Origin of the sequence: Bradyrhizobium sp. Arg816, assembly GCF_029989365.1 — a bacterium.
GTDB lineage: Bacteria > Pseudomonadota > Alphaproteobacteria > Rhizobiales > Xanthobacteraceae > Bradyrhizobium.
Genome location: NZ_JAPRAQ010000026.1, coordinates 23,770 through 50,368, shown reverse-complemented (window position 1 = coordinate 50,368; position 26,599 = coordinate 23,770). Strand labels below are relative to the sequence as shown.

Genomic DNA, 26,599 nt, shown 5'->3' with positions numbered 1-26,599 from the left:
GCCGCCCTATTTGTGCAACTGGGTGAGACCGGTCGGCGGCCCATCGACCGCGGTCCAGCCGCCGTCGACGAACAGCGTGCTGCCGCTGACATAGCTCGCGGCATCCGACGCAAGATAGGCGACCGCGGTCGCGACCTCGTCGGCGCTGCTCCAGCGGTTGAACACGGTGTGGCCGGCATAGAGATTGTAGATATCGGGCCGCTGCTTGAACGGGCCGGTCAGCGCGGTCTCGGCAATGCTCGGCGCGATCGCGTTGACGCGGACGCCAGCGTGGCCGACCTCCGAAGCAAAACCCTTCACCAGGAGGCCGATCGCCGCCTTGGTCGAGCCGTAGACGCCAAGGCCCGGCTCGATGGTCACCGCGCGAACCGAGGAGCAGGCGATGATGCTGCCGCCCTTCTGCTCGACCATGATGCGGCCGAAGGCCTGGAAGAACCAGACCGTGCCCTTGACGTTGAGGTTCAGGACGCGGTCGAGATCCTCCTCGGTGTAGTCGAGGATGGTCTTGCGGATGTTGAGCCCGGGCGTCGTCACGGCGATGTCGAGCCGCGAGAATTTCTGCATCACGATCTTGGCGAGCGCATTGACGTCCGCAGCGCTCGCGGCGTCGCAGCCAGCTGCTTCCGCCCAGCCGCCCTTGTCGCGAATGCCGGCGGCGGTCGCTTCCGCGGCGTCAAGCGCACGATCTGCGCAAAACGACGCGGGCGCCGAGCCCGGCCAGCGCCTCGGCCGACGATTTGCCGATGCCCGATGCGGCGCCGAGCACCACGGCCGTCTTGCCGGTGAGATCGAAGAGCTTGCGATAATCAGTCACGAACGGATTCTCCTGCGTTGCTGCTATCCCTTGTAGCCCATCAGCAGGCGGGGCAGCCACAGCGAGAACGCGGGGACGTAGGTCACGAACATCAGAGCTGCGATCAGGGCAGCATAGAACGGCAGAATGGTGCGCATCACCGCGCCCACCGAGATGCCGCCGATGGCGCAACCGACGAACTGCGTCGTTCCGACCGGCGGGGTGTTCAGCCCCAGCGCACAGTTGATCAGCATCAGCATGCCGAACTGCACCGGATCCATGCCCGCCTTCATCGCGATCGGCAGGAAGATCGGGGTGCAGATCAGGATGGTCGCCGCCATGTCCATGAACGTGCCGAGCACGAACAGGATGACGTTGATGAGCAGGAAGATGACCCAGGGTTGCGAGGACACCTTGCTCATCAAGTCACCGGCGAAGTCGGCGACTTCGTAGAGTCCCATCAGGTACTGGAACATGGTGGAGACACCGATCAGCAGCAGCACCACGCCCGTCGTCTTCACGGCCTTGGCGGCAGCCCGCAGGAAGTTCGGCAAGGTCATGGTGCGGTAGATGAAGAACGTCAGCAGGATCGTGTAGGTGACCGCGACGGCTGCGGATTCAGTTGCCGTGAAGACGCCGGACAGGATGCCCGCCAGGATGATGCCGACGATCAGCAGGCCGGGCAGCGCGGCCGCGAACGAGCGGAACACCTCGGCCCAGCCCGGGAACTTGCCGGCCGGATAGCCGCGCTTCACCGCGACCGCGTAGGCGGCAACCAGCATGCATACCATCAGCACAAGCGCCGGCAGGAGGCCGGCCGCGATCAGCGCCCCGATCGAGACCTTGCCGCCGGCGGCGAGCGCATAGATGATCATGTTGTGGCTGGTCGGCATGAGCGCGCCCACCAGGGAGGCATGGGTGGTGACGTTGACGGCGTAGTCGGTATCGAACCCTTCCTTTTTCATCATCGGGATCATCACCGCGCCCATCGCCGACACGTCGGCCACGGGCGAGCCGGAGACGCCGCCGAACAGCGTGCAGGCGACCACGTTCGACATGCCGAGCCCGCCGCGGATGTGTCCGACGAGATTCTTGGCGAGCTGCACGATCTTGTCGGCGACCCCGCCATGCAGCATCAGCTCACCGCTGAAGACGAAGAACGGGATGGCGAGGAAGGAGAAGATGTTCATCCCCGACATCATCTGCTGAAAGATGACGGCAACCGGCAGGCCTTCGTAGAGGATGGTGCAAATCGCCGAGAGGCCGATCGCGAAGGCGACGGGTACGCCGAGGATCAGGAAGCCGAAGAAGGTCGCGCCGAGAATGATCAGTTCCATGAGGGGACGACCTCTTCGCCGCGCAGGAGCGCAATGATGTGCTCAATTGAAAAGGAGACGATCAGGACGCCGGAGGCGATCAGCGGGACGTAGCGGATGACCTCGGGGAGCCCGAGATTGGGGATTTTCACGGTTCCGACCGATGCCCCGAGGATCCAGCCGTTGTAGGCCATCGCAACGCCGAACAGGGCGACGAGAACGTGGATCACGAGCTCGATCTTCTCGCGCAGATGATCCGGCAGCATCACCAGCAGACTGTCCATGCCGATGTGTCCGGCATCGCGCACACCGACGGCGGCGCCGATCAGCGTGACATACAGGATCAGGACCAGCGCAAGGTTCTCCGTCCAGGTCGGGCTCGAATTGAGCACGTAACGTCCGAACACCTGGTAGAACACGATGGTGACGATGACGAGCAGGCCGGTCACGGACAGATACATGCCGAGGCGAGCAACGACGGCATTGATCCGCGACAGCAGGCCGGTCGACGGTCGGCCGGTTACCTCCTGCTCGTGGCTTGCGACATGTGGGTCTGTCATCGGCGTCTCCCTGCGCGTCCCCTTCGCGAGGGTCCGGCGCCCGCCTCGCGGCGACGCCGGACCCGACGCTGTGGTCTTACTTTGTGTCCTGGATCCGCTTGACGAGGCCCTTCAGCTTTTCGTCACCGGCGAACTTGTCGTACACCGGCTTCATCGCGTCGACGAATTCCGCCTTGTTGGCGATCGTGACAACCTGAACGCCGGCGGCCTCGACGGTCTTGCGCGAGGCCTGCTCACGCTCGTCCCAGAGCTTGCGCATGACGGGCACCGATTCCTTGGCCGCCTTGCGGATCATCGCCTGATCCTCCTTGCTCAGCGTGTCCCAGACCTTCTTGGACATCACGAGAACTTCGGGCGCGAGCGAGTGCTCGGTGACGTTGTAGAACTTGGCGGCCTCGAAGTGGCGCGAGGACTCGTAGGAAGGCCAGTTGTTCTCGGCAGCGTCCACGAGGCCCGTCTTGAGGGCTGTGTAGACTTCGCCATACGGCATCGGCGTCGGATTGGCGCCAAGGCTCTGGATCATGCCGACCCAGAGGTCGGACTGCTGGACGCGGATCTTCAGGCCCTTGAGGTCGGCGAGCGACTTGACCGGCGCCTTGACGGTGTAGATGGAGCGGGCGCCGCTGTCGTAATAGGCAAGCCCGACCAGGCCGGCGGGCTCCATGGCTGCGAGGATCTCGTCGCCGATCGGTCCGTCAAGGACGGTGCGCATGTGCTGCGTGTCGCGGAAGACGAAGGGCAGGCACAACGCGATGGTTTCAGGCACGAAGTTGTTCAACGGCGATGCGTTGATCCGCATCATGTCGAGGGCGCCGATCTTCAGCTGCTCGATGGTGTCCTTCTCGGAGCCCAGGGCTCCATTGGGAAACACCTTCACACCGAGCTTGCCGCCGCTCGCCGTCGCGAGCTGCTTGCCCATGAACTTGACGGCTTCGACGGTCGGATAATCGGCGGGGTGGATGTCGGCCGAACGGAAATCGCGTGCGGTCGCCAGCGGAGCTGAGACCGCCAGTACGGCGGCTGCGATGATACCGGTGAGTGTCTTCATCTGGGCTTCCTCCTGAGTTGATTATGTTGTCGTTGGGCCGATGCTGCAGGCCGCCTTGGGTCGCTCCACTTCAGGTGTAAAGTCAAGCGTTGCAAACACACCACCTTGGTAGGATTGCGCGGCGGAGTCGAGCGGATTTGACTGGTGGATGATCATGGCGAGGAAAGGTGCGAGCTTCATCGCGCCCTCTCCGGCGGGGACTTGCGCGGCAGATGCCGGCTTCCCTTCAATCCCGCCTCGCCGTCGGCCAATACCGCACGCGAGGTGACGATGCTCGTCATATCCATGGACGTTCCTCTGGTTTTAGAATCGACCGCTATTGGTTGCGGCTTGGAGGTGCAGACGTGACGGTCGCCCCATCCTTGTGCGATGCGCGCTGATCAGCGCGATGTCGCCAACGTCGTCCCTAGGGCGGGCGGCATTCTGAGTCCAAGCCAAATCCGGCATCGATCAATGCTGGAGTTGCATCGATCGATCATGCATCACTTCGAGGGCACGATCGGCGAATGGCCCCGTTTTTCCGAAATCGCCTGCACCGGGGCGTTACTTGACGCCACAGGTAGAGCCCGCCCAAGATGCGCCGAAACGAAACATCGCGAGGAAATGCCCATGCCGCGGAAGCTGATCGATATTTCCGTGCCGCTCAGAAACGACGTGACGGCCGATCCGCCGGGCAATCACCCGACGATCCAGTATATTGATCACCAGCAGGGCCTGCCCCGCATGCTGCAGTTCTTCGACGGCCTCAAGGCGGAGGATTTGCCGGATGGCCAGGGCTGGGCGGTCGAGCAGGTCTCGCTGTCCACCCACAACGGCACGCATCTCGACGCGCCCTGGCACTTCCACCCGACCATGAACCGCGGCGAGCGGTCATGGACGATCGACGAGGTGCCGCTCGAATGGTGCCTGCAGCCCGGCGTGAAGCTCGACTTCCGCCACCTGGCCGATGGGTACGTGGTGACTGCCGACGATGTTGAGAAGGAGCTGAAACGGATCGGGCACACGCTGTCGCCGCTGGAGATCGTGGTCGTCAACACCAGCGCCGGCGCCAAATTTGGCCAGGCCGATTACGTCAACTCCGGCTGCGGCATGGGCTATGAGGCCACCATGTACCTGCTTGAACGCGGCGTGCGGTTGACCGGCACCGACGGCTGGAGCTGGGACGCGCCGTTCGTCTACACCGCGAAGAAATATGCAGAAACAAAAGATGCCGGCCTGATCTGGGAAGGTCACAAGGCGGGACGACACATCGGCTATTGCCATCTCGAGAAGCTGCACAATCTCGACAAGCTGCCGTCGACCGGATTCACGATCTCATGCTTCCCGGTGAAGATCGAGCGAGCGTCAGCGGGCTGGACCCGAGCGGTCGCCATCGTCGACAGTCAGGTCTGAGGCCTCACTCGTCGTCGAGACCGCTCTCGGCGAGGTCGCGCAGCGCATCGGTATCCAGCACGACGATGGCGCCGTGCTCGAGACGAACCCAGTTGCGGCCGGCCCAGGCGCGCAATTGCTTGTTGATGCTCTCGCGCGTCATCCCCACCATCTCGCTGATCTCCTGCTGCGTGATGGCGAGCGTGCCGCTGCCGGAGTCGAACTTGCGCTCTTCGGTGAGACCGAGCAGCGCGCTCGCAAGCCGGCCCGGCAGATTTTGCAGGATCACCTGCTCGACCTGCTGGCTGGTCCAGCGCAGGCGCGCGCAAAGCAGCTCGATGAACTTCATCGCCAGCGCCGGCTGGCTCTTCACGAATGGCAGGAAGTCGCGGCGGTCGATGATGTAGAGCTCGCAATTGGTGTTGGCGGTCGCGTCGGCCGAGCGTGGCGCGCCATCGAGAACCGCGATCTCGCCAAAGATTTCTCCAGGACCGATCAGATTGAGAATAGCGTTCCTTCCATCCGGTGATGAAGAGGAAATCTTCACTGTCCCCGTGATCACCGCGAACAGGTTGTTGCCGGGATCGCCCTTGGCGGCGATCGTCGCGCCGCGCTTCACCGTGGTGTGCTTGGCGTAGCGGCAGAGCTGATCGAGCGCGTCCGGCTCCAGATCCGCGAAGATCGGGTGCTTGCGCAGGACCGATAATTTGTTGCCCGCAGCTTGTCGGGGGTCGCCGGTCTTGTCCTGAGGCACGCCGCTGGGCTCCTAAGACTGCGAGGCACTGGAGTTCCTGCGTAGTCAGTGTTGCCCGGCTTTTCAACCGGAAAGCATGTGCACGGTTTGAGGCAAATACGGCGAAAATGCCGCGGTCGGGCACAAAGGTGGCATCCGAAGGATGAGCCAACGCGTCCCGGTCGATGCAAAGTTGCAGCTCTTGAGCTCTGCATTGCGTTGAGGCGCTGCCGAACGGCCGCGAACTGGCCGTGGGAGGCTCCGCGGTAAGCGCGGTGAAACGCGATTGTGATCTCAGGAGCGTCAATGCTTGGCGTCCGAATCGAGCCGACCTGTGCTGGTTTGCCGGTCTGCCCAGGCCAGAGCCCCGGCGAACGTGACAAATACGGCCACGACAGCGATCGTCATCAGCAGCGCGTCAGTCGGCATGATGCCCCTCCCCCGTTGTTTGGGGCATTATTGACGGCGCACAGCCGCCGTCATTGATCGGGATCAAAAATTGTCGAACGCCGAATCAGGCCGCAGCCAAGGCCTCGACCTTCGCCGGATCGAGCAGACTGACGCCGCCGTGAATGATCTCGATCACCCCGTGCCGCTCGAGCTTGGTGAAGGTGCGGCTGACGGTCTCGATGGTCAGGCCGAGATAATCGGCGATGTCCTGACGGCTCATCGGAAGCGGAACCGTGTCCGAGGCACCCTTCAGGGAGACCAGCCGCTCGCGCCAGGCGAGCAGAAACGTCGCGACCTTCTCATCCGCCGATCGGCGGCCGAGCAGGACCATATGGTCGCGCGCCTGGCTCAACTCGCGAATCGCCAGCTCGTTGATCCGCCTGAGCAGATGCGGCCGGCTCTCGACGAAACGGCCGAAGGGCACCTTCGCGAACTGGCACACGGTGACGCCACCGATCGCATCGGCCGAAAAATTGTGACGGCCGGAAATATTCATCCCCAGGAAATCGCGTGGTAACGCAAATCCCACGATCTGCCGCCGACCGTCGGGCAACAGCTTGTAGAGCCGCATGACGCCGTCGAGGAGATTGTAGAACGAGGTCGTGGTGTCCTCCTCGGAGAAGACGGTCTCGCCCCCGTCAAAGAGGACGCGACGCCCCAGATGCTCGAATTCCTTGAGCTCGGCCGGGTCCAGCGACGAGCACACCGAGAAGTCGCGGACCGCACAATCGCGACAGAAATGCCCGTTCGGCTCGGTCGTCACCACGGAAGGCTTCATCCACCGCTCCACGCACCGGCTGCCCCGCATCAGGCCGAGCCCACCGCACGGGCTGCATTTTACTGCACTGCGCCAAAGCCGATTGACCTAGATCAATTTTGGCGGGCATGGCCGTTTTGCCCCGTTGCAGAGCGCAAACGGCGCTAGACCGCCTGAACTGTCCAGCCGATCAGCTCCTTTGCAATGCGGGCGAACGCTGTGTCGAACGCTGCGACCGCTGCGGCCGGCTCGACCTTGTCAAGCTTCTCGCTGGTCTCGACGAGGCGCGACGCGACCACTTTGCCGTTCTTGTCGACGATGCGTGCCGATAGTCCGATCTCGACCCGAGCCTCGCCTTCCGTGGCGATCCGGAAGCGCCTGATGTCGATCAGGAGCTGGTAGTCCGCCTGGCCGAGATCTGTCGTGCGCAACGGCGCGTGAGCGATGTCGTAATTCTCAAAGCTGTCGATCAGCCGCGCCTGCACCAGTTTTGGAATGCTATCGGCCCAGAGGAATTCCGCAAAACCCGGATTGTCCCCGCTGGGTGCAAACTGCATCCGCTGGGTCTGAAGCATCGCGACCGCGGTCGGCTCGGGAATCGCCAGGGACGCCGAAAGCGTCTTGCCGGCCGGCCCAAGATTCTGCGGCGTGCGCAGGTCGTAGGTGATCTTCTGAGCCGGCGTCCCGCCGCCGGTCATCTTTTCGAGGCCCGCCAGAATACCGTTGATTTTTCCGGTGTTGCGCGCGAGGCCGTCGGAGAACGTCTTGAGGTTCGCGATGGTGTCCTTCAGCGGACCGGAATTGTCCTCCAGCACGGTGTCGACCCGTCGCAGCGCATCGCGCGCAGCCTGCGTCATGCTCTGGCCTGCACCGGCCTCGGCGATCAGGGTCACGCGCTCGCCGGCCTTGGCAACGATCATGCCGCCCTCCAGCGTCACCACCGGCACGCCGGTCAGCCCCTGAAAATCGAGCCCGACCTTGGTGTCGGTACGCACGGGTGTCGTCGAGGCAACCGAGATCGTCGCATTGACGAAGCGCGGATTATCCGGCGCGAGGTCGATCTGCGTCACCTCGCCGACGCGGATGCCGTTGAACAGCACGCCGGCACCAACCAGCAGACCCGGCACCGGACCCTGGAATTGCACATGATAGTTCGCGCGCGGCCCGATGCCGCCCGTGTTGTTCAGCCAATAGACGAAGCCGAACACCGCGAGGATAGCGGCCAGGACGAAGCTGCCGATCAGCACATAGGGAGCGCGGGTTTCCATGTCTCATCTCATCTGGTGTTGCAGCATCTGCGAGCGCTTGCCGTGGAAATAGGCGCGCACCCAGGGATGCTCGGATTGCAGCAATTCGCGCATCGGGCCGATCGCCACGATCTTTCCGTCGGCGAGCGCGGCGACGCGGTCGCAGACCGTGGTGAGGCTCGCGAGGTCATGGGTGACCATGAATACGGTGAGGCCGAGGGTCTTCTGCAGGGTCCGGATCAGCGCGTCAAAATCACCGGCGGCGATCGGATCGAGGCCGGAGGTCGGCTCGTCCAGGAACAGGATCGGCGGATCGAGCGCGAGTGCGCGGGCCAGCGACACGCGTTTGGTCATGCCGCCCGAGAGCTCCGACGGATATTTGTCGGCGTCCTGCGCCCGCAACCCGACCATCTCAAGCTTGGCGATCGCGATCTCGTCCATCAGCTCCTGGGACAGCACGAGATTTTCGCGGAGCGGAAACTGCACGTTTTGACGAACCGTCAGCGAGGAGAACAGCGCGCCTTGCTGGAACAAAATGCCCCACGTCGTGGCCGCGCCTTCGGTGCGGCCACCGATCGGCTGTCCCATGACCTCGATGCTCCGGCCCTGGCGCGGGATGAGGCCGATGATGGTGCGCATCAACACCGACTTGCCGCCGCCGGACGCGCCCACCAGCCCGAGGATCTCGCCCCGACGGACATCGAGCGACAGATGGTCGAGCACGGTCTGGCGGCCGAAGCCGACCACGAGGTCGCGAACGCGGATCGCGGATACCTCTTGCGATTCGTCCATCGTCACATTCCGATCGAAGCAAAGAAGATCGCGAACAGGCCGTCGAGCACGATCACCAGGAAGATCGACTTCACCACCGACGTAGTCGTCTGCCGCCCGAGCGATTCCGCGCTGCCCTTCACGCGCAATCCTTCGCTGCAGGCGACGATCCCGATCACCAGCGCCATGAAGGGCGCTTTCAGGATGCCGACCTCGAAATGGGTGACGGAGATGGCCTCATGCAGCCGCGCGATGTAGATCGCCGGTGCCATGCCGCCGTAGAATTGCGCGACCAGTCCTCCGCCATAGAGCGCCGCAACCGCCCCAATGAACGCGAGGATCGGCAGCGCGATGACGAGGGCCGCAACGCGCGGCAGTATCAGGACATGGACGGGATCGAGGCCCATGGTCGAGAGCGCGTCGATCTCCTCGCGCATCTTCATCGAGCCGAGCTCGGCGGTGTACGCGCTCCCCGACCGACCGGCGACCATGATGGCGACGATCAGCACACCCAGCTCGCGCAGCACCAGGATGCCGACCATGTCGACGGTGTAGGACTCCGCGCCGAACCTGCGGAAATGAAAGAACCCCTGCTGGGCAATGATGGCACCGATCAGGAAGGTAATGAGAACGACAATCGGAATGGCCTGCCAGCCGATCCGGTAGAGCTGATAGACAAGCGATGTCAGCCGCAGCGAGCGTGGCCGGCGCAGCACGCCGATCAGGGCGACGAACAATGCGCCCAGCATTTGAAGAAAGATCGTAACGTCTTCGCGCGCGCCAACCGTGGCTTTGCCGAGATCGCCGAGCCTGAGCAGAACCGGGTTTGGTGCGGTCGCAGGCGTTGGGGTGCGGCGGTTGACCTGACGCACCTCAGCCATCAGGCCGCTGAAATGATCGGCAACGCCGACGAATTCGGCCGATCTGCCGGAAGATGCGGCCCTGCGCGACAACTTCTCCAGGATCCAGGCTCCGAGCGTGTCGAGCGCGCTGACGCCGGACATGTCCAGCGTCACGGCACTGGATCGATCGACATCCGCTCCGACCGATCGGGACAGCGTTTCGAGCACCGACACGTTGGCTGCCGTCCACGGCCCTTCCGGGCGCAATTTCAGCACATCGCCGGAGGGCGTTGCCAGCAACAGCGGTTCGGAGTTCACGCTTCCACCTCATCGGGACAATCGGTCCCCATTCAGGCGCCACTTCTAGGCCAGCATGTGGCGGCCGGTTTGACCTGTCTCAAGACCAGGACCGCGCGCCGTCCCTTGACGCAAATCAAGGGCGCCGGGTCGCCGGGCTAGGTGTCAGGCGCGGTCCATCATCCGCTCAGCACGATTGTGCCGGTGCTGGTGCCGCTGATCGCGATCATCGTCAAGAGTCTGCGGAAAACGGCCACGGAACCCGCCGCATCGCGCGAAGCGCACTCGTGATCGGAACGATCAGAGCTTGAGCCTGACGTCACAGAGGTCGGGCTCGGTCGAATCCGGCTTAACGTCGAAGCCGAGCTGGCGGCACATCTCAAGCATTGTGGTGTTCTCCCTGAGAACATCACCCGAGATGGTCTTCAGACCCTCCGACCTCGCATAGGCGATGATCAACTGCATCAACGCCCATCCGAGCCCCCTGCCCTTGAGGTCGGACCGCAGCAGGATCGCATATTCGCCGCTCTCATAGACCGAGTCCGAATGCAGCCGGACCACGCCGACCATCTCGCCGGTCGCTTCGTCGAATGCGATGAAGGCCATTGCGCGCGCATAGTCGAGCTGGGTCAGGCGCGCGATGAACTCGTGGGTGAACTCCTTCATCGGCGCGAAGAAGCGCAGGCGGAGGTCGTGCGCCGTAACGTGACGCAGGAATTCGTGGATGGTCGGCTCGTCCTCGGGACGCAAGGGCCGTACGAAGATGCGCCAGTCGTCCTTGAGCGCCAGGCGCCGCTCCCACTGCGACGGATAGGCCCGGACGGCGAAGTTGGCCGGACCGGAGCCGGCGAATTTACGCTGCGGCGGCCCCACCGCGACGCGGGCGTCGACCGCGGTCACGCCGGTCTCGTCCGCAAGCAACGGGTTGATGTCGAATTCACGGATCTCGGGAATGTCGGCGGCCATCTGGGCGAGCTTGACCAACACCATCGCGACGGCGTCCTGCTCGACCGCGGGTACGTCGCGATAGGCCTTCAGCAGCCGTGATACGCGCGTGCGGCCGATCAGGTCGCGGGCGAGTTGCAGATCGAGCGGCGGGAGCGCCAGTGCCTTGTCGTTGATGATCTCGACCGCCGTCCCGCCCCGGCCGAAGACGACGACGGTGCCAAAGGTGGGATCGTCGGCAAGACCCAGGATCAGCTCACGCGCCTTCGCCTTGACGACCATCGCCTGCACGATGACGCCCTCGATGCGGGCTTCGGGACGGAGCTTTCTCGCCCGCGCGAGAATGTCGGTGGCAGCCGCACGCACGGCCTCCGGCGTGGTCAGATTGAGGACGACGCCGCCGACGTCCGACTTGTGGACGATGTCGCGCGACATGATCTTCAGCACGACTGTGACGCCTTGCGCGAACATCTCGCTGGCGTAGGCGACGGCCTGCTCGACATCATCAGCAGCACGGGTCGGCACCATCGCGATGTCATAGGCCCCGAGCAGGTGCTTGATCTCGATGGGCTCGAGCCATTTGCGGCCGTCCGCGATCGCAGCGGCGACGATCTGCCTGGCAGCCCGGGCGTCAGGCACGAACGTGTCGGGCATCGCGGGAGGAACCTGGCTCAGCTCCTCCACGACCTCGCGATGCCTCACGAGATGCATGAAGCCGCGCACCGCATCATCTTCGGTCGGATAATTCGGAATGCCCGCACCGGAGAGCGCCTGAACGATGTTCTGATCGGCTCCGACCCAAGCCGCCAGCACGGGCTTCGCCAATCGGCGCTGCTGCTCGCGATATTTGCCGACGAGCTCCGTCACTGTCGCGGCGATGCCGGCCGCCGGGGCGATCGCGGTCTGCACGTTGAGGACAAGGACGGCATCATTATCAGGATCGGCGAGCAGCACCTCCAGCGCCGCCGCGTAGCGCGATGCATCGGCATCACCAACAATGTCGACGGGATTTGCACCGGACCAGGTCGGCGGCAGCACTGCATCGAGGCTCTTGCGCGTCTCAGCCGAGATGGACGCCGGGATTCCACCAAGGTCCACCAACCGATCCACGGCCAGGACACCGATGCCGCCGCCATTGGTGAGGATGGCGAGACGCTTTCCCGCCGGCGGTTCGACGCGACCGAGCGTCTCGGCGCAATCGAACAGCTCGCGCAGATCGGAGACCCGCAGGACGCCCGCACGGCGGAACGCGGCATCATAGACGGCGTCGGCGCCGGCGAGCGCGCCCGTATGGGTTGCCGCCGCTTTGGCACCCTGCGTCATGCGGCCGGACTTCACCACGACTACCGGCTTCACGCGCGCCGCGGCCCTCGCCGCCGACATGAACTTGCGCGCGTCCTTGATGGCTTCGATGTAGAGCAGGATCGCGCGGGTCTTGTGGTCCATCGCGAAATGATCGAGCAAGTCGGCAATATCAACATCGATCTGATCGCCGATCGTGACAATGCCGGAGAACCCGACGCCGCGCTGCGCAGCCCAATCCACCATTCCGGCCGCGATCGCGCCGGATTGCGAGATCAGCGCGAGGTTGCCCGCCCCCGGCATGTGCGCGGCAAAGCTGGCATTGAGGCTGGCGCCGGGCATCATGATGCCGAGGCAGTTCGGCCCAATCAGCCGCATGCCGTATTTGCGCGCCGCAGCGATTGCGGCCTCGTGCAGGGATCCTGGTCCGTGACCGAGGCCCGCCGAAACGATCAGCGCGCCGGCCGAGCCGCGACGTCCGGCCTGGTCAATGATGCCGGGGACCTCTCGCGCCGGAGCGGTGATGACCACGAGCTCGGGCACGAAGTCCAGCCTGTCCAGATTGCCCACCGCAGTGATGCCGCCGATCTCGGCATGCCGCGGATTGACGAGGCCGAACCGCCCCTTGAATTCGGCCTTGTGAATGTTCTCGAGAACGGCGCGGCCGACGGAGACCGGGCGGGCGCTCGCTCCGACAAGCGCTACCGAACGCGGCGACAGCAGATTCTTCAAGCGATAGGTTGACATGAAAGCAAATTCGCGCGGTCGGTGGCGGTTTCGATGGTTGGCGATCAGGCCGATAAACTGGCGATGCGCCTAAAGCGCGATGAGATTGAGATGAATCGTCATCGCGCTTTAGGTTGTTGTTTGAGCATGATCTTTTCGGAAAACCGCTACGCACTTTTCCGGATCATGCTTTAGTGCGAGATCATAACCCAGCACGGTGGCTGGCCAATGACGGTCTTTGTCACACCACCCCAGACGATCTCGTTCAGGCGTGAATGATGGTACGCGCCCATCACGATCGCATCCATGGCATGGGAATTCGCCCAGCTTCCGAGCACCTTGCCGATCGAGCTGCCGTCGCCCTTCGTGGTTTCGAACGAGGCGTAGACCCCGTGTTCCCTCAGATGGTCGACGAGCGCGGTTCCGGATTGCACGATCGCATCGGTCTTGTCGTCCGCCACCGTGACCACCCGGACGGATGCCGCAGCCTGAAGAATGGGCAGCGCGTCGCCGACCGCCCGCGCGGCACGGGCAGAGTGATCCCAGGCGATCATGACGTTCTCGAACTCCGGTCGCAGCTCGTCCACATGCTGTTCCGGACACAGCAGCAACGGCCGGCCGGATTCGAACAGGAAGGTCTCGATGATGTGCTCGGTGCGACTGTCATGCGGCCTCACGGGGACCAGCGTCAGATCGCTGAAGCGCGCATGCTCGGCCAGGATCGACGCGATCTGGTCCGCCGGTACCCTGGCCGATCGGCTTTGGGCGCGAATGTTGGCGCGGGAGGCTGCCTTGGTGAAGGCGTCGAGGAGTTGCTGCACGTCGCTTACCTCACGCGAACCGCTCGCCTCCGCGGAATCGAGATCACCAGGGATGATGACCTTCGGCCGCACGAAATCGTCTTCCTCGAGCGCGAGCGCGGTGATCCTGGCGCCGAGGTCTGCGGCGACAGCCACGCATGTCGCGATCGCAGCGAGGGCCGGCCCGCGCGGTTGACCGACAAGGGGCAGAAAGACATCCTTGATGGGCATCGGGATTCTCCTTACCGGTTAGGATAAGCCACCTTTCGCCGGGAAGCTTGATCCTCCTCAAGGTGGGAACACCGCGCAGCCAACCGACGACAGGCTTTGACCGATGTCAAGGACTGGCTTCGATCCACCTCTAGGAGTTAGCCTGCGGCCTCACCGCCGGTGCATCTGGATTTGCTCGCAGAGATGACGGACGATTTTGCAACTCAGGAACGGGTCTTCCAAGCGCTGAGCGCGCGTCCTGGTGTGAAGCGGATCGACACGCACGCAGCCTCGGTGCTTCTGGACGGGACACGCGCGCTGAAGATCAAGCGAGCAGTCAAGTTTCCATTTCTCGACTATTCGACGCTCGAAAAGCGCGAGGCGGCCTGCGAAGAGGAGATCAGGATCAACCGACCGCTCGCGCCGCAAATCTATCACCGCGTCGTGGCGATCACGGAGGAGCCGGATGGATCGATCAAGATCGACGGTCGCGGCCGGCCGGTCGAGTATGCAGTCGACATGTCCCGCTTCGACGAAAACCGGACGCTGGACCATGTGGCAAAAGCCGGCCCGCTGGATGCAGAGCTTGCCCCGGCCATCGCGGATGCGATCACGGCGTCGCATGCGAGAGCGCCCGTCGCGGACGGCACCGCATGGATTGCCTCCATTCCTGCGCTGATCGATGGCAACAGCACCGGGCTGCTCAGCGGTGACCATTTCGAGGCAACAGAGGTTGATCAGCTCGACAAAGCCTCACACCAGGCATTTCTGCGCGTCCGCGCTACACTGGAAGAACGCGCGCGCCACGGCTTCGTGCGCCGCTGTCACGGCGACTTGCATCTTGCCAATATCGTGCTGATCGATCGGCAGCCTGTCCTGTTCGACGCGCTCGAATTCGACACGCAGATGGCGACTGTGGACGTGCTCTACGATCTTGCATTCGCGCTGATGGACCTGCTGCGCCATGACCAGCCGGCCACGGCCAATGCCGTCCTGAACCAGTATCTGATGACGGCGCCCGACGAAACGCTGGACGCCCTGGCTGCGCTGCCACTGTTCATGTCCATTCGCGCGGCGATCCGTGCGCAGGTGGCGCTGGCGCGGCTGAGGCGGCCTGATGCCGACGGCCCCGGCACTCTCGACGAGGCGCGCCGCTATTTCGAGCTCGCCCAGGCTTTGATTCATCAACCCGCCCCTCGCCTGATCGCGGTTGGCGGACTGTCGGGCACCGGCAAATCCGTGCTCGCCCGCACGCTGGCGCCCACCGTGACGCCACAGCCCGGCGCCGTCGTGCTGCGCAGCGACGTCATTCGCAAGCAGCTGTTTCAGGTGGGACACACCGAACGGCTACCGCCGTCCACGTACCGGCCTGACGTGACGGCGCGCGTCTACGAGGTGCTGATGCAGCGCGCCCGGCAGGTTCTGGCGCAAGGCCATTCGGCGATCGTCGACGCCGTCTTTGCGCGCGAGTCCGAGCGAGACGAGGTGGCCGCCCTGGCACGCGAGTGCGGCGTACCGCTCAATGGACTATTCCTCGTCTCCGACCTCGCCACCCGCCAGGCGCGAATCGGTAGCCGCCGGGGCGACGCGTCCGACGCCACGCAAGAGGTTGCCGCGCAGCAAGAGCACTATAATATCGGCCATGTCGGTTGGGCGACCATCGATGCATCCGGGACACAAGCGCAGACGCTCCAGAACTGCCGGGACGTAATCGCTGAGGGCAAATAAGGCAATCTGATTGGCGCGGGCTAGGATGGCGCGACCCACCACGAGTTCGATGGCGACCGCTCGCGCCAAGTCTGCGGCGCGACGCAATGTTCTGCCCGGCCGCCTCAGCCCCGGCATGGCCTGCGACACCGCGTTCCGGATCATCGCCCGCCGTCACCTCGATGCCGTCCTCGCCCAGCACGATGGCACCTGCCACGGCGATCCGGAGGCGCTGCATCAGATCCGGATCGCACTGACGCATCTGCGCACCGCCATCCGCTTCTTCTCGCCCATGGTCGACGATGCCCTGCGGCCGAATGTCTGGGCCGAACTGAAATGGCTGAACAGCCAGCTCGGCATGGTGCGCGACCTCGACGTGGCGATCGAGCGGGTTATCGCCGAGAGCGGAGGCGAGCTTGACGTGATTGCCGAGCTTCAGCATTGGGACGAGAAGCGCGCCGAGAGCCACCGCCTGCTGGCGCGCGCGCTGCAATCGGCGCGGTATCGCCGTCTTGTCGAGCAGACCTGGGCCTGGATCGAGAGCGGTCCTTGGTCGACCCGGCGCAGCAAGGAGGCCATCCGATTGCGCCGCTGCCCGCTCGCCGACCACGCGACGGCGCAGCTCACGGAATGGGAAACGACGCTGCTCAGGAAGGCGCGGAAACTCCGCAAGCTCGACGTCGAAAAACGGCACAAGCTGCGGCTCCTCAACAAGCGGCTGACCTATTCGATCGAGTCGCTGGAGGATTTGTTTGCGGACGAATCGCTGACGAAGCAGAAGTCGATCCTCAAGCAATTGCGCAAGGCGCAGAGGTCCCTCGGGCGATTGAACGACGATGCGCGAGGGCAAACCCTGGCAGCGTCACTGAACGAGGCCGTCCCCGAGGCGGGCATTCGCTTCCTCAACCGGAAGCGGCAAAAGAAACTGTTGCGGACCGCCTCGAACGCCTACCGGAAACTGGACAAGGCCAAGCCGTTCCGCTCCTCCGACCTCGCCCCGAATGCAGAGCCCGAGGATTAGGTGCGGACCAGCTTGACTTAAGTCAAATCAGCTTCCTGCCGGTGACCTAAGCTCCACACATCGATATCGTGTGAACTTGCGGAGCTTCCCCATGCGCGCCCACCAGATCATGACCCGCTCGGTCATCTCGGTTGCCCCCCACACCAGCATCGTCGAGGCGGCAAACATCATGCTGAAGCGGCACGTCAGCGGCCTCACCGTGGTCGACGATGCCGGCAAGCTGGTCGGCGTGGTCTCAGAGGGGGATTTCGTCCGCCGCAGCGAAATCGGCACCGGGCGCAAGCGAGGCCGCTGGCTGCGGTTCATCCTCGGCCCCGGTAACTCCGCCAGCGATTTCGTCCACGAGCATGGCCGCAAGGTCTCGGAGGTGATGACCGCCTCGGTCGTGACCATCACCGAGGATACGGCGCTCGCGGAGATCGTCGATCTCATGGAACGGAACAACGTGAAGCGGCTGCCGGTGGTGCGCGGCGACAAGGTCGTCGGCATCGTCTCGCGCGCCAATCTATTGCAGGCGGTGGCGGGGCTCGCCCGCGAGGTACCGGATCCGACGGCCGACGACGATCACATTCGCGGCCGCATCATCGACACCATGGAGAAAAATGACTGGTGCCCGTTCGGACTGAACGTCATCGTCCGGGACGGCATCGTTCATCTCAGCGGTGTCATCACTGAGGAACGCGCGCGTCAGGCTGCCGTCGTTGCGGCGGAGAACGTCGAGGGCGTCAAGAAGGTGCACGACCATCTGTGCTGGGTCGACACCGTATCGGGCGTCTATCTGAATTCGCCCGAGGACGACGATCTCGCCAGGGCCAGCTAGGCGCTTAGCGGGGAATGACGGCGGTGGCTTCGATCTCGACGCGCGCCGCCTTCTCGACGAGGCGGACGACCTGCACCAGCGCCATCGCAGGATAGTGCGCACCGAAGGTGGCACGGTAGCTCTTGCCGAGCTCCCTCAGGTTCGCCAGGTATTCGTCCATGTCGACGACGTACCAGGTCAGCCGCACGAGGTGCTCGGGCCGCGCACCCGCCTCGGCTAATATCTCGGCGACGTTGCTCAGGGCTTGGCGCACCTGTGCGACAAAGCCGTCCGCGAGACGCTCTTCGGCGTCCCAACCGATCACGCCGCCGGTGACGACGATGCGTCCCTCGGCGGCCATGCCGTTGGCATAGCCTTTCGGTAGCGGCCAGCCGGACGGTTGGAGCACCTGCGCCCTGGAGCCGGTTTCGCCCTCGGCTGCTGTCGGCAGCACCGCGAGGTGCGGGCCTTTCGGCGTCGTCACGGACAATTCTTCATCCTTCTCTTATTCCGCCGCAACGCCAGAGGACGTCGCTGCAGCCTGCGCCAACTGCCGCAGGGCAAATCGCTTCAACTTGCCGGTCTCGGTCTTCGGCAGTTGCGCCACGAACTCGATCGCGCGCGGATACTTATAAGGCGCAATCTCACGTTTGACATGCTCCTGCAACTCCGCTGCGAGTTGAGCGTCCGGCGTCACACCGGAGGCGGCGATGATATAAGCCTTTACGATCATGCCACGCGCCTCGTCCGGCGCACCGACGACGCCGCACTCGGCTACGGATGGATGCGTCAGCAGCGCCGCCTCCACATCCGTGCCCGCGATGTTGTACCCGGCCGACACGATCATGTCGTCGGAGCGCGACTGGTACCAGAAGTAGCCGTCGCTATCCATCAGATAGGTATCGCCGGTGATATTCCAGCCGTTCTGGACGTATTTGCGCTGCCGCTCGTCGGCGAGATAGCGGCAGCCGGTCGGGCCGCGCACCGCGAGCCGCCCCATCGTGCCCGGCGGCAGGTCATTGCCGTCGTCATCGACGATTTTTGCTTCGTAACCCGGCACGGGTTTGCCGGTTGCGCCGGGACGGATCTCGTCCTCGGTCGCGCTGATGAAGATGTGCAGCAGCTCGGTCGAACCGATGCCGTCCATCAGCTTGATGCCGGTGGCCTTGAGCCAGGCATCGAATGTCGGCTTGGGAAGGGTCTCGCCGGCAGAAATGCACTTGCGCAGCGAAGAGATGTCGCGACCCGCGAGCTTGCCGATCATGGCGCGATAGGCGGTCGGCGCGGTGAAGCAGACCGAGGTCTTGTATTGCTCGATCGCCGTTAGCATGTCGTCCGGCGTCGTCTTGTCCAGCACGACGAAGGAAGCGCCGATATGCATCGGAAACAACACGCCGCCGAAGCCGAAGGTAAAGGCGAGCGGCGCTGAACCGACGAAGCGATCCTTCTGCTCCGCCCTCAAGATGTTGTGCGCATAACCGTCGCAGACCGCCAGCATATCCCGATGGAAATGCATGGTGCCCTTGGGATCGCCCGTCGTGCCCGACGTGAAGGCAATCAGGCAGATGTCATCGGCGGCGGTATCGGCCGCCTTGAACTCCGGGCTCGCATCAGCAATCAGCGCCTCGAGCGAGTCCGACGCGCCGTTGCCCCAATAGACCACGTGCTTGAGGCCGGGCGCTGCCGCTTTCGCCTTCTCCATCTCCTCCGAGAGTTTTCCGTCGCAGAGCGCGAGTGCAATCTCCGCCTTCTGAATCGGATAAGATAGTTCCTTGGCGCGCAGCAGAGGCATAGTCGCCACGACGATGCCGCCAGCCTTGATCACAGCGAGATAGGTCGCAACCATCATCGGGTTGTTGGCGGAGCGCAGCAGCACGCGTCCGCCGGTTACGAGACCAAGCTTGCGAACCAGCACGTTGGCGATGCGGTTCACGAGCGCTTGCAGCTCGCGATAGGTGTAGCTGACGGCCGGACTGATGACGCAGGACGCGTCACCGTGGCCCTGCTCGACCCAGCGGTCGAGAAAATAGCTGACGCAGTTCAATCGCGGCGGATAGTGCAGCTCCGGCCGCGTGAAGATGAATTCGGGCCAGAACTCTCGCGGCGGCAGATGCTGCCGTGCGAATGTATCGACGTGGGCCGTCGCGGCGTTGCCGTCATACGAACCCGACTCTTGAGCCTTAGCGGCGTTGGCCATCGCACGCTCCTTTCAGCATGGAAAGCACCCGGCAGCATCATCTGGAAAACATTTTAGGCTTAAAACAATTCGGCGCAATAGCGGATTTTGGGCATCCCATGCATTTTCCTGCGGCAAGGTGGGACTGGCGGACTACGGCCGGCGGCGACCGGCCGATTTCTGCGCCGATGCCTTTGTCTTGGCCAGGAGCCGCATCAATTCGCGGACATCCTTCGGGGTCAGGTCGGCGAACAGATCGGCAATCCAGGTCTCGTGCTCAGCAGCCATCCTGCGAAACTCGGCGCGGCCCAGCTTTGTGAGGCGGATCACCTGGACGCGGCGGTCCGTCTCCGAGGTGCGCCGGTCGAGATGGCCCGATTCCACCAGCCGTTCGACGAGGCCGGTGACGTTGCCGTTGGACACCATCATGCGCTTGGAGACGTCGGACAGCGTCATGCCGTCGGGCGCCTTGTCGAGCTGCGCCATCAGGTCGAACCGGGGCAGCGTGACGTCGAAGCGCTGCCGCAGGCGGCCGCGGACTTCACCTTCGATCAGCGTCGTGCAGGTGAGCAGACGCAGCCACAGCCGAAGCTCTTCGGCGTGGTCCTCCGGCGTCTCGACGGCCTTGGTCTCGGAATCGAGCATCTCGATGCAGTCACTCATGGCCGGCCTTGGCGCCAGCACGGATTCCCCAACGTTTTGAGCTTCAAATAAATCGGCCCCGGCTGCAAGCCCAAAGCTGCAACAATCGACCGCACCGAATTTCTTTAGGCTTCAAATAACTGGCGCGCCGCTTGCATACGCCACTGCCCGCAGGATGGCCACGCCTTGAGCTTGCTTGCCGCGGCCGCCATCATCGGCATAAGCTTGGATTGGAATACGCGGCTTGCTGCGCAAGCCCGATCGTCACGGGGGACACATCATGAAGACGCAAATGACCTTTGCCGCTGCCGCCCTGCTGCTCGGCACCGCGGTGAGCCCTTCCCTCGCCCAGGAGAAGATCAAGCTGGGCGTGGTCGTGACCCTGTCGGGCCCCGCCGCCGCGCTTGGCCAGCAGGTCCGCGACGGCTTTGCGCTCGCCGTGAAAGATCTCGGCGGCAAGATGGGCGGCCGAGATGTCGAGGTGATCGTCGCCGATGACGAGTTGAAGCCCGACGCGGCGGTCACGAAGGTCAAGGGCCTACTGGAGCGCGACAAGGTCGACTTCGTGGTCGGCCCGATCTTCTCCAACATCCTCCAGGCGATCCACCGCCCCATTACGGAGTCCAAGACGTTCCTGATCAGCCCCAACGCCGGCCCATCGACCTTCGCCGGCAAGGACTGCAACCCGTTCTTCTATGTGACATCGTACCAGAACGACCAGGTCCACGAGATCCTCGGCAAGGTCGCGCAGGATCGCGGCTACAAGCGCATGTATCTGATGGTGCCGAACTATCAGGCCGGCAAGGATTCAGTGGCGGGCTTCAAGCTCGACTACAAGGGCGAGATCGTCGAAGAATCCTACATGCCGCTGAACACGCTGGACTTCCAGCCGGAAATTTCCAAGATCTCGTCGCAGAAGCCCGATGCGCTGTTCACGTTCATGCCGGGCGGCCTCGGCGTCAATCTCGTCAAGCAATACCGGCAGGCCGGCCTTGCCGACAGCATTCCGGTGCTCTCGGCTTTCACGGTGGATGAATCGACCTTGCCGGCGCAGCAGGATGCGGCCGTCGGCATGTTCGGCGGCGCGAACTGGGCGCCCAATCTCGACAATCCCCAGAACAAGAAGTTCGTCGCGGCCTATGAAGCCGCCTACAACGTCGTGCCCGGCACCTACGCTTTCCAGGCCTATGACGCCGCGATGCTGATCGACAGCGCAGTCAAGGCCGTGAAAGGCGATCTCTCGAACAAGGATGCGGTTGGGGCTGCGCTGAAGAAGGCCGACTTCACCTCTCTGCGCGGCGCGTTCAAGTTCAACACCAACGGCTATCCGATCCAGGATTTCTATCTGACCAAGGTCGCCAAGCGTGCGGACGGCAAGTTCCAGACCGAGATCGTTGAGAAGGTCTTCGAGAACTATGGCGACCGCTATGCCAAGGACTGCAAGGCGGCAAACTAAGCTGCATCGCGTTACGGGAGGACTGCAATGAAGAGCGAGATCACCGGCATCACACGGGCCAATGAAGGGATCCAGGGCATTTCCTGGAACATCCTCGGCCAGACCTATGTGCCGAAGAGCAATACCGAGCACAGCTTCTCCTGGCACGCGACATTGCCGCCGGGCACATTCGTGCCGCCGCACATCCATCCCGACCAAGATGAGTATCTCTACATGCTCGAGGGCAAGCTCGACTTCGTGCTCGGCAATTCGGAGTCGCAGGCGACCGCGGGCGATCTGATCCGCCTCGGCATGGGCGTGCCGCACGGCATCTTCAACAAGTCGGAGCAGACTGCAAAGGTGCTGTTCTGGGTGTCGCCGACCCGAAAGCTGTTCGACTTGTTCTGGGGCCTTCACAACATGAAGGAACAGAAGCCCGAGGACGTGGTGGCGATGGCCGCCGAGTTCAACATCCACTTCCTGCCGCCGCCGCCGCCCGGCGGCTAGCAGCGAGTCTCAAGCGCGCACCGCCGCAAGTCCCGGCACGGCGGCGAAGCCGGCCTTGGTGGCGTAGCCGCGCACGATCGCCTCGCGCTGGGAATAGCTCAGCACGTTGTCGACGTTGTCGAAGCCATCGGGCGCAAGCTGCTCGACGGCGTCGATGACGCCCTCGGGGCCGCCGCGCCGGTTGGAGCGGACGATGTCAGCGGTCATCGGCAGCCGCTTCTTCTCATATTCAAGCAAAGCCTGACGCGGATGCTCGGCGCGCACCAGCGCATCGGCAAGGCAGCGCGCGTCGAGGATCGCCTGAGATGCGCCGTTGGAGCCGACCGGATACATGGGATGCGCGGCATCGCCGAGCAGCGTAACGCGCCCGGACGACCAGTAAGGCAAGGGATCGCGGTCGCAGGTCGGATATTCGTAGAATTCCGGCGTTGCCGAGATCAGGCTCTTGACGTCGATATAGGGCACCGAGAAGCGCGCGACATGCGGCATCAACTCCTCGCGCCGGCCGGGCCGCGACCAGTCTTCCTTCCGGGGCGGCGGGGCATTGCCTTCGCCGACCTTCACCAGCACCGCCCAGTTGGTGAGACGGCTCGCCGGGCTCGATCCCTCTGCGATCGGATAGATCACCACCTTGGCGTTGAGGCCGCCGGCCACGATCATCGACTTGCCGGTGAGGAACAGCGGCCAATCGCGTGCACCGCGCCATAGCATCAGGCCGTTCCAGCACGGCGGCCCCTCGTTCGGGAACAGCGTGTCGCGAACGCGTGAATGGATGCCGTCAGCGCCGATCAGGATATCGCCGCGCGCAGTATGAATGTGCGCGCCCGAGCGGTCGAAGAAATAAGCGGTGACGCCGCCCTCGTCCTGCGTGAAGGCGCCGAGGCGGCAGCCGGTGTGAATTGCCTCCGGTCCGAGCCGCTCCTCGACGGCGCGATGGATGACGCCCTGAAGGCGGCCGCGGTGAATCGAGAATTGCGGCACGTCATGGCCGGCGTCGATGCCGCGGGCTTCGCGCCAGACCTCCTGGCCGTGGCGATTGAGGTAATAGAGCTGGTCGGTGCGGATCGCGACGTCGTCGAGCTGCTGGAGGAGACCGAGACCGGCAAGCTCCCGCATCGCATGCGGCAGCGTGTTGATGCCGACGCCGAGCTCGCGGATCGTGTCGGCCTGCTCGAAAATCTCGCACCCGATGCCGCGCGAGCGCAGCATCAATGCCGTGGTGAGACCACCGATACCGCCACCGACGATAATCGCCTTCATCGCCCTTACTCCACTCGAAAATACGCCAGGCAATGGGGCTAAAGTCGCACGGGCGGTCACTCCGCCGCAAGCGGCTTTGTCGCCTCCGCCTTGAGCTCGGCCCGGGTCTTGGGCTTAGCCTTAATTCTCAGCTCCTCGAGATCCCGCCGGTCGCGCACGTTGTTGCGGAAAATCTGATCTGTTCTGTGCAAGTACTGCGGCGCAAATCCCCATTGCTAGCCTCCCGCAGCAAGTCCGGGGCTCAGTCGCCCCTGAAGACCGGCTTGACCTTGTTGGCGAACGCTTCGAAGGCGCGCTCGAAATCCGCCGTGGTCATGCACAGCGCCTGGGCAACGGCTTCCGCTTCGATCGCCTCTTCAATCGACATCGCCCATTCCATCGCCAGCATCCGCTTGGTCATGGTGTTGCCGAAGGTCGGCCCTTCCGCGACCTGCTTGGCCAGCAACTGCGCCTGGGGCAGCACCTGCTCGGGCGTGACGATGCGGCTGAAAAAGCCCCAGCGCTCGCCCTCTTCCGCCGTCATGAACCGGCCGGTGTAGAGCAGCTCGGAGGCGCGGGACTGTCCGATGATCCGCGGCAGGATCGCGCAGGCGCCCATGTCGCAGCCGCCAAGGCCGACCTTATTGAAGAGGAACGCGACCTTCGCACCGCTCGCCGCGAGCCGCATATCCGATGCCATCGCGATGATCGCGCCGGCGCCAGCGCAGATGCCCTCGACCGCTGCCACGATGGGTTGAGGGCAGGCCCGCATCGCTTTGACGAGGTCGCCGGTCATCCGCGTGAAAGCGGTCAGCCCCTTGGTGTCCATCTTCACGAGCGGGCCGATGATCTCGAACACATCGCCGCCGGACGAGAAGTTACCGCCGGCGCCGGTGACGATGATGGCCTTGACTGCATCATCGAAAGCGCAGGCGCGGAAGAAATCCGTCAGTTCCCGATAGCTCTCGAAGGTCAGTGGATTCTTCCGCTCGGGACGGTTGAGCGTCACCGTGGCAACGCCGTCGACCACCGCCAGCAGGAAGTGCTGCGGCGAATAATCCGCGAGCGGCACGGTCACAGGATTAGCTGGTCTGCTCATGCGATCTCCTAACTATGTTTGTTCCGCGCTACTAGATTTCGCCGCCTGCGACTGCAATCGCCTGCCCGGTGATCGCACCAGCGCCTTCGCCGCACAACCAAAGCACTGCGTCAGCCACCTCTTGAGGCGTGATCAGCCGCCCTTGCGGATTGTGCTTCGCGAGTTCGGCGATCGCCTGCTCGCGGCTTCTCCCGGTCTTCTTGATGATGTTCTCGATGCTGCCGGCGACAAGATCGGTATCGGTGAACCCCGGGCAGACCGCGTTGACGGTCACGTTGCTTCCGGCCATCTCGAGCGCAAGCGAACGTACGAGACCGACCACGGCGTGCTTGGCGGCCGTGTAGGCACTGACATAAGCATAGCCCTTGAGCCCGGCCGTCGATGCAATTGCGACAATGCGGCCATAGGGGCGCTCCTTCATGCCCGGCAGAACGCCCTGGATGGCATGGACGACGCCCATGAAATTGACGTCCATCATGCGCGCAAACAGGGCAGCGTCCGATTTCGCGAACGGCGCGGTTTCTGCACTTCCCGCGTTGGCGATCAGGATGTCGATCGGCTTTCGCGCGCTCGCTTCAGCGATAGCGGCTTTCAGTGATAATTCGTTCGAGACGTCGGCGATCGCAGCAAAATGCGCGGCACCTGCGCTGACCGCCTCTTCTAGAACAGCGGCGTTCCGGCCGAGCACCGTCACGGTTGCGCCTGCCCCGACAAGAGAGGCTGCGATGGCGCGGCCGATGCCGCGACCGCCACCGGTCACGAGCGCGTGCGGCGAGTGCGGTAATCCGGACATGCGCTGGCTCCTTGGCTCTGCTGATCGTTCCTCGATATATTTTAACCTTCAAGTTTTTGCAACGAAGCTGCCGTAGCGCCGCGAACGCCTTCGCACGAGAGACCGGCCCGAAAATTGCTTTAAGTATAAAATTATCGCTTCCCATCCCCCACAGGCCTGTTAGCATCGCCCGGCCGAGCAAAAGGATGTCGCGTGTCGCAGCCTGCGCCAATGATAACAAAAGACGGCCGCTTCGCCTATGAAGCCGCGGGCGATCCGGACGCGACACCCCTGATCTTCCTGCATGGCATTGGCGGCGCGGCACGGGCTTGGCGGCAGCAGCTTACCAGATTCAGCACCCAGTTCCGCGCAATTGCATGGGACATGCCGGGCTACGGCAGATCGGCTCCGCTCGCCAGCGTCAGCATTGCGGCCCTTGCCGATGCGCTCCAGCAATTCATTGAGCAGCTTGGTGCGACAACGCCAATTCTGGTCGGCCATTCGATCGGTGGCATGATCGTGCAGAAATGGCTGGCGCAATCTCCGAAACTGGCCCGCGCGATCGTCCTCGCGCAGACCAGCCCGGCCTTCGGCAAGGCCGATGGCGATTGGCAGCAATCGTTCATCGCGGCGCGGCTTTGGCCGCTCGATCGCGGCGAGACCATGAAGTCGCTGGCTCCCTCCCTGGTGAAGGAGCTTGTCGGCGACGATCCTGATCCGAAGGGAATGGAGCTTGCGCGCGAGTGCATGGCAAGCGTGCCCGAGGCGAGCTATCGCGCCATGATGCTGGCTTTGATGGGTTTCGATCAACGCAGCACGCTCAAGGACATTTCCGTCCCGACGCTGTTGTTGTCCGGCTCCAAGGACAACAACGCGCCTGCCCCCATGATGGCAAAGACGGCAACATTCATTCCCACCGCCGAATATGTCGAGCTGGCTGGTGTCGGCCATCTCGCCAACCTTGAACGCCCTGACGCGTTCGACGAAGCGCTCGGCCGGTTCCTGAATTCCGTCGCGACCAAAACGTAGGGTGG

Annotated in this window: 26 protein-coding genes and 2 pseudogenes; 9 read left to right on the top strand and 19 right to left on the bottom strand. The window is 63.7% G+C overall.

Features of this window, described 5'->3' with window-relative positions:
- Window positions 1-6: 6 nt before the first annotated feature.
- The 5 genes and pseudogenes from OWC48_RS38225 to OWC48_RS38200 all read right to left on the bottom strand — a co-directional run bounded on the left by OWC48_RS38225 (window position 7) and on the right by OWC48_RS38200 (window position 3,897).
- Window positions 7-814 (bottom strand): annotated as a pseudogene (locus tag OWC48_RS38225) (SDR family NAD(P)-dependent oxidoreductase).
- A gap of 23 nt (window positions 815-837) precedes the next feature.
- Window positions 838-2,130: a TRAP transporter large permease gene (locus tag OWC48_RS38215; RefSeq protein ID WP_014493780.1), complete on the bottom strand. Its 1,293-nt coding sequence runs from the start codon at window positions 2,128-2,130 to the stop codon at window positions 838-840.
- Window positions 2,121-2,669 carry a TRAP transporter small permease gene (locus tag OWC48_RS38210; protein WP_282524621.1) on the bottom strand — a complete coding sequence of 183 codons (549 nt, stop codon included), beginning with the start codon at window positions 2,667-2,669 and terminating at the stop codon, window positions 2,121-2,123. Before OWC48_RS38210 ends, OWC48_RS38215 begins: the two co-directional genes overlap by 10 nt.
- Before the next feature lie 76 nt (window positions 2,670-2,745).
- On the bottom strand, window positions 2,746-3,717 hold the full coding sequence (locus tag OWC48_RS38205; RefSeq protein ID WP_282524620.1) for a TRAP transporter substrate-binding protein: 972 nt from the start codon (window positions 3,715-3,717) through the stop codon (window positions 2,746-2,748).
- 21 nt (window positions 3,718-3,738) lie between these two features.
- Window positions 3,739-3,897 (bottom strand): hypothetical protein, encoded by a 159-nt coding sequence (locus OWC48_RS38200; RefSeq protein ID WP_282524619.1) that lies wholly within the window; start codon window positions 3,895-3,897, stop codon window positions 3,739-3,741.
- Between the two features lie 429 nt (window positions 3,898-4,326).
- Between OWC48_RS38200 and OWC48_RS38195 the strand changes: the two genes are divergently transcribed.
- The gene (locus tag OWC48_RS38195) at window positions 4,327-5,109 is read left to right on the top strand and encodes a cyclase family protein (protein ID WP_282524618.1); all 783 of its coding nucleotides are present in this window, start codon (window positions 4,327-4,329) and stop codon (window positions 5,107-5,109) included.
- A gap of 4 nt (window positions 5,110-5,113) precedes the next feature.
- On the opposite strand, the gene OWC48_RS38190 is transcribed toward OWC48_RS38195, so the two are convergent.
- The 6 genes from OWC48_RS38190 to OWC48_RS38165 all read right to left on the bottom strand — a co-directional run bounded on the left by OWC48_RS38190 (window position 5,114) and on the right by OWC48_RS38165 (window position 10,206).
- Window positions 5,114-5,842, bottom strand: a complete 729-nt coding sequence (locus OWC48_RS38190; RefSeq protein WP_282524617.1) for a Crp/Fnr family transcriptional regulator — start codon at window positions 5,840-5,842, stop codon at window positions 5,114-5,116.
- A 282-nt stretch (window positions 5,843-6,124) separates the two neighbouring features.
- On the bottom strand, window positions 6,125-6,250 hold the full coding sequence (locus OWC48_RS38185; RefSeq protein WP_282524616.1) for a hypothetical protein: 126 nt from the start codon (window positions 6,248-6,250) through the stop codon (window positions 6,125-6,127).
- A gap of 85 nt (window positions 6,251-6,335) precedes the next feature.
- A complete protein-coding gene (locus tag OWC48_RS38180; RefSeq protein WP_282524615.1) occupies window positions 6,336-7,049 on the bottom strand; it encodes a helix-turn-helix domain-containing protein in 714 nt (237 codons plus the stop codon).
- Between the two features lie 143 nt (window positions 7,050-7,192).
- On the bottom strand, window positions 7,193-8,296 hold the full coding sequence (locus tag OWC48_RS38175; protein WP_282524614.1) for an ABC-type transport auxiliary lipoprotein family protein: 1,104 nt from the start codon (window positions 8,294-8,296) through the stop codon (window positions 7,193-7,195).
- A gap of 3 nt (window positions 8,297-8,299) precedes the next feature.
- Complete coding sequence (locus OWC48_RS38170) at window positions 8,300-9,067, bottom strand: ABC transporter ATP-binding protein (protein ID WP_282524613.1); 768 nt, start codon at window positions 9,065-9,067, stop codon at window positions 8,300-8,302.
- 2 nt (window positions 9,068-9,069) lie between these two features.
- A complete protein-coding gene (locus tag OWC48_RS38165) occupies window positions 9,070-10,206 on the bottom strand; it encodes an ABC transporter permease (RefSeq protein ID WP_282524612.1) in 1,137 nt (378 codons plus the stop codon).
- Window positions 10,207-10,347: 141 nt separating this feature from the next.
- Here OWC48_RS38165 and OWC48_RS46985 point away from each other — a divergent pair.
- Window positions 10,348-10,476: pseudogene (locus tag OWC48_RS46985) on the top strand (phage holin family protein); the annotation flags it as partial.
- 9 nt (window positions 10,477-10,485) lie between these two features.
- Here OWC48_RS46985 and OWC48_RS38160 read toward each other — a convergent pair.
- Window positions 10,486-13,179 (bottom strand): bifunctional acetate--CoA ligase family protein/GNAT family N-acetyltransferase, encoded by a 2,694-nt coding sequence (locus OWC48_RS38160; protein ID WP_282524611.1) that lies wholly within the window; start codon window positions 13,177-13,179, stop codon window positions 10,486-10,488.
- Window positions 13,180-13,212: 33 nt separating this feature from the next.
- Between OWC48_RS38160 and OWC48_RS38155 the strand changes: the two genes are divergently transcribed.
- Window positions 13,213-13,353, top strand: coding sequence for a hypothetical protein (locus tag OWC48_RS38155; RefSeq protein WP_282524610.1), 141 nt, complete (start codon window positions 13,213-13,215; stop codon window positions 13,351-13,353).
- Here OWC48_RS38155 and OWC48_RS38150 read toward each other — a convergent pair.
- Complete coding sequence (locus OWC48_RS38150; protein WP_282524609.1) at window positions 13,350-14,189, bottom strand: universal stress protein; 840 nt, start codon at window positions 14,187-14,189, stop codon at window positions 13,350-13,352. The two genes, OWC48_RS38155 and OWC48_RS38150, sit on opposite strands and share 4 nt — an antisense overlap.
- A 183-nt stretch (window positions 14,190-14,372) precedes the next feature.
- Between OWC48_RS38150 and OWC48_RS38145 the strand changes: the two genes are divergently transcribed.
- The 3 genes from OWC48_RS38145 to OWC48_RS38135 all read left to right on the top strand — a co-directional run bounded on the left by OWC48_RS38145 (window position 14,373) and on the right by OWC48_RS38135 (window position 17,716).
- Window positions 14,373-15,896, top strand: coding sequence for a bifunctional aminoglycoside phosphotransferase/ATP-binding protein (locus tag OWC48_RS38145; protein ID WP_282524608.1), 1,524 nt, complete (start codon window positions 14,373-14,375; stop codon window positions 15,894-15,896).
- 25 nt (window positions 15,897-15,921) lie between these two features.
- Window positions 15,922-16,896: a CHAD domain-containing protein gene (locus tag OWC48_RS38140; protein ID WP_282524607.1), complete on the top strand. Its 975-nt coding sequence runs from the start codon at window positions 15,922-15,924 to the stop codon at window positions 16,894-16,896.
- A 91-nt stretch (window positions 16,897-16,987) separates the two neighbouring features.
- The gene (locus OWC48_RS38135; RefSeq protein WP_038958576.1) at window positions 16,988-17,716 is read left to right on the top strand and encodes a CBS domain-containing protein; all 729 of its coding nucleotides are present in this window, start codon (window positions 16,988-16,990) and stop codon (window positions 17,714-17,716) included.
- A gap of 4 nt (window positions 17,717-17,720) precedes the next feature.
- On the opposite strand, the gene OWC48_RS38130 is transcribed toward OWC48_RS38135, so the two are convergent.
- From OWC48_RS38130 to OWC48_RS38120, 3 genes are all read right to left on the bottom strand, one after another.
- Window positions 17,721-18,179 (bottom strand): RidA family protein, encoded by a 459-nt coding sequence (locus OWC48_RS38130; RefSeq protein WP_404979872.1) that lies wholly within the window; start codon window positions 18,177-18,179, stop codon window positions 17,721-17,723.
- Window positions 18,180-18,200: 21 nt separating this feature from the next.
- A complete protein-coding gene (locus tag OWC48_RS38125) occupies window positions 18,201-19,892 on the bottom strand; it encodes a benzoate-CoA ligase family protein (RefSeq protein WP_282524605.1) in 1,692 nt (563 codons plus the stop codon).
- Window positions 19,893-20,024: 132 nt separating this feature from the next.
- Complete coding sequence (locus OWC48_RS38120) at window positions 20,025-20,534, bottom strand: MarR family winged helix-turn-helix transcriptional regulator (RefSeq protein ID WP_014493760.1); 510 nt, start codon at window positions 20,532-20,534, stop codon at window positions 20,025-20,027.
- A gap of 259 nt (window positions 20,535-20,793) precedes the next feature.
- On the opposite strand from OWC48_RS38120, the gene OWC48_RS38115 reads away from it, so the two are divergent.
- Window positions 20,794-21,969: an ABC transporter substrate-binding protein gene (locus OWC48_RS38115; protein ID WP_282524604.1), complete on the top strand. Its 1,176-nt coding sequence runs from the start codon at window positions 20,794-20,796 to the stop codon at window positions 21,967-21,969.
- A gap of 27 nt (window positions 21,970-21,996) precedes the next feature.
- Complete coding sequence (locus tag OWC48_RS38110) at window positions 21,997-22,455, top strand: cupin domain-containing protein (protein WP_282524603.1); 459 nt, start codon at window positions 21,997-21,999, stop codon at window positions 22,453-22,455.
- A 9-nt stretch (window positions 22,456-22,464) separates the two neighbouring features.
- Here OWC48_RS38110 and OWC48_RS38105 read toward each other — a convergent pair whose 3' ends face one another.
- The 3 genes from OWC48_RS38105 to OWC48_RS38095 all read right to left on the bottom strand — a co-directional run bounded on the left by OWC48_RS38105 (window position 22,465) and on the right by OWC48_RS38095 (window position 25,586).
- On the bottom strand, window positions 22,465-23,715 hold the full coding sequence (locus OWC48_RS38105; RefSeq protein ID WP_028156622.1) for a flavin-dependent oxidoreductase: 1,251 nt from the start codon (window positions 23,713-23,715) through the stop codon (window positions 22,465-22,467).
- A 241-nt stretch (window positions 23,716-23,956) separates the two neighbouring features.
- A complete protein-coding gene (locus OWC48_RS38100) occupies window positions 23,957-24,793 on the bottom strand; it encodes an enoyl-CoA hydratase family protein (protein ID WP_028156623.1) in 837 nt (278 codons plus the stop codon).
- A 31-nt stretch (window positions 24,794-24,824) separates the two neighbouring features.
- Window positions 24,825-25,586 carry an SDR family NAD(P)-dependent oxidoreductase gene (locus tag OWC48_RS38095; protein ID WP_282524602.1) on the bottom strand — a complete coding sequence of 254 codons (762 nt, stop codon included), beginning with the start codon at window positions 25,584-25,586 and terminating at the stop codon, window positions 24,825-24,827.
- Between the two features lie 210 nt (window positions 25,587-25,796).
- Here OWC48_RS38095 and OWC48_RS38090 point away from each other — a divergent pair, with 210 nt between their 5' ends.
- Window positions 25,797-26,594 (top strand): alpha/beta fold hydrolase, encoded by a 798-nt coding sequence (locus tag OWC48_RS38090; protein WP_282524601.1) that lies wholly within the window; start codon window positions 25,797-25,799, stop codon window positions 26,592-26,594.
- Window positions 26,595-26,599: the final 5 nt, after the last annotated feature.

What these genes read in the sequence shown, in the direction of transcription:
- OWC48_RS38115 (WP_282524604.1), top strand. Translation starts at nt 20,794, where the DNA reads ATGAAGACGCAAATGACCTTTGCCGCTGCCGCCCTGCTGCTCGGCACC.
- OWC48_RS38125 (WP_282524605.1), bottom strand. Translation starts at nt 19,892, where the DNA reads ATGGCCAACGCCGCTAAGGCTCAAGAGTCGGGTTCGTATGACGGCAAC.
- OWC48_RS38205 (WP_282524620.1), bottom strand. Translation starts at nt 3,717, where the DNA reads ATGAAGACACTCACCGGTATCATCGCAGCCGCCGTACTGGCGGTCTCA.
- OWC48_RS38215 (WP_014493780.1), bottom strand. Translation starts at nt 2,130, where the DNA reads ATGGAACTGATCATTCTCGGCGCGACCTTCTTCGGCTTCCTGATCCTC.
- OWC48_RS38210 (WP_282524621.1), bottom strand. Translation starts at nt 2,669, where the DNA reads ATGACAGACCCACATGTCGCAAGCCACGAGCAGGAGGTAACCGGCCGA.
- OWC48_RS38175 (WP_282524614.1), bottom strand. Translation starts at nt 8,296, where the DNA reads ATGGAAACCCGCGCTCCCTATGTGCTGATCGGCAGCTTCGTCCTGGCC.
- OWC48_RS38110 (WP_282524603.1), top strand. Translation starts at nt 21,997, where the DNA reads ATGAAGAGCGAGATCACCGGCATCACACGGGCCAATGAAGGGATCCAG.
- OWC48_RS38140 (WP_282524607.1), top strand. Translation starts at nt 15,922, where the DNA reads ATGGCGCGACCCACCACGAGTTCGATGGCGACCGCTCGCGCCAAGTCT.
- OWC48_RS38155 (WP_282524610.1), top strand. Translation starts at nt 13,213, where the DNA reads ATGGTTGGCGATCAGGCCGATAAACTGGCGATGCGCCTAAAGCGCGAT.
- OWC48_RS38105 (WP_028156622.1), bottom strand. Translation starts at nt 23,715, where the DNA reads ATGAAGGCGATTATCGTCGGTGGCGGTATCGGTGGTCTCACCACGGCA.
- OWC48_RS38200 (WP_282524619.1), bottom strand. Translation starts at nt 3,897, where the DNA reads ATGAAGCTCGCACCTTTCCTCGCCATGATCATCCACCAGTCAAATCCG.
- OWC48_RS38145 (WP_282524608.1), top strand. Translation starts at nt 14,373, where the DNA reads ATGACGGACGATTTTGCAACTCAGGAACGGGTCTTCCAAGCGCTGAGC.
- OWC48_RS38180 (WP_282524615.1), bottom strand. Translation starts at nt 7,049, where the DNA reads ATGAAGCCTTCCGTGGTGACGACCGAGCCGAACGGGCATTTCTGTCGC.
- OWC48_RS38100 (WP_028156623.1), bottom strand. Translation starts at nt 24,793, where the DNA reads ATGAGCAGACCAGCTAATCCTGTGACCGTGCCGCTCGCGGATTATTCG.
- OWC48_RS38160 (WP_282524611.1), bottom strand. Translation starts at nt 13,179, where the DNA reads ATGTCAACCTATCGCTTGAAGAATCTGCTGTCGCCGCGTTCGGTAGCG.
- OWC48_RS38090 (WP_282524601.1), top strand. Translation starts at nt 25,797, where the DNA reads ATGATAACAAAAGACGGCCGCTTCGCCTATGAAGCCGCGGGCGATCCG.
- OWC48_RS38150 (WP_282524609.1), bottom strand. Translation starts at nt 14,189, where the DNA reads ATGCCCATCAAGGATGTCTTTCTGCCCCTTGTCGGTCAACCGCGCGGG.
- OWC48_RS38185 (WP_282524616.1), bottom strand. Translation starts at nt 6,250, where the DNA reads ATGCCGACTGACGCGCTGCTGATGACGATCGCTGTCGTGGCCGTATTT.
- OWC48_RS38095 (WP_282524602.1), bottom strand. Translation starts at nt 25,586, where the DNA reads ATGTCCGGATTACCGCACTCGCCGCACGCGCTCGTGACCGGTGGCGGT.
- OWC48_RS38195 (WP_282524618.1), top strand. Translation starts at nt 4,327, where the DNA reads ATGCCGCGGAAGCTGATCGATATTTCCGTGCCGCTCAGAAACGACGTG.
- OWC48_RS38170 (WP_282524613.1), bottom strand. Translation starts at nt 9,067, where the DNA reads ATGGACGAATCGCAAGAGGTATCCGCGATCCGCGTTCGCGACCTCGTG.
- OWC48_RS38120 (WP_014493760.1), bottom strand. Translation starts at nt 20,534, where the DNA reads ATGAGTGACTGCATCGAGATGCTCGATTCCGAGACCAAGGCCGTCGAG.
- OWC48_RS38135 (WP_038958576.1), top strand. Translation starts at nt 16,988, where the DNA reads ATGCGCGCCCACCAGATCATGACCCGCTCGGTCATCTCGGTTGCCCCC.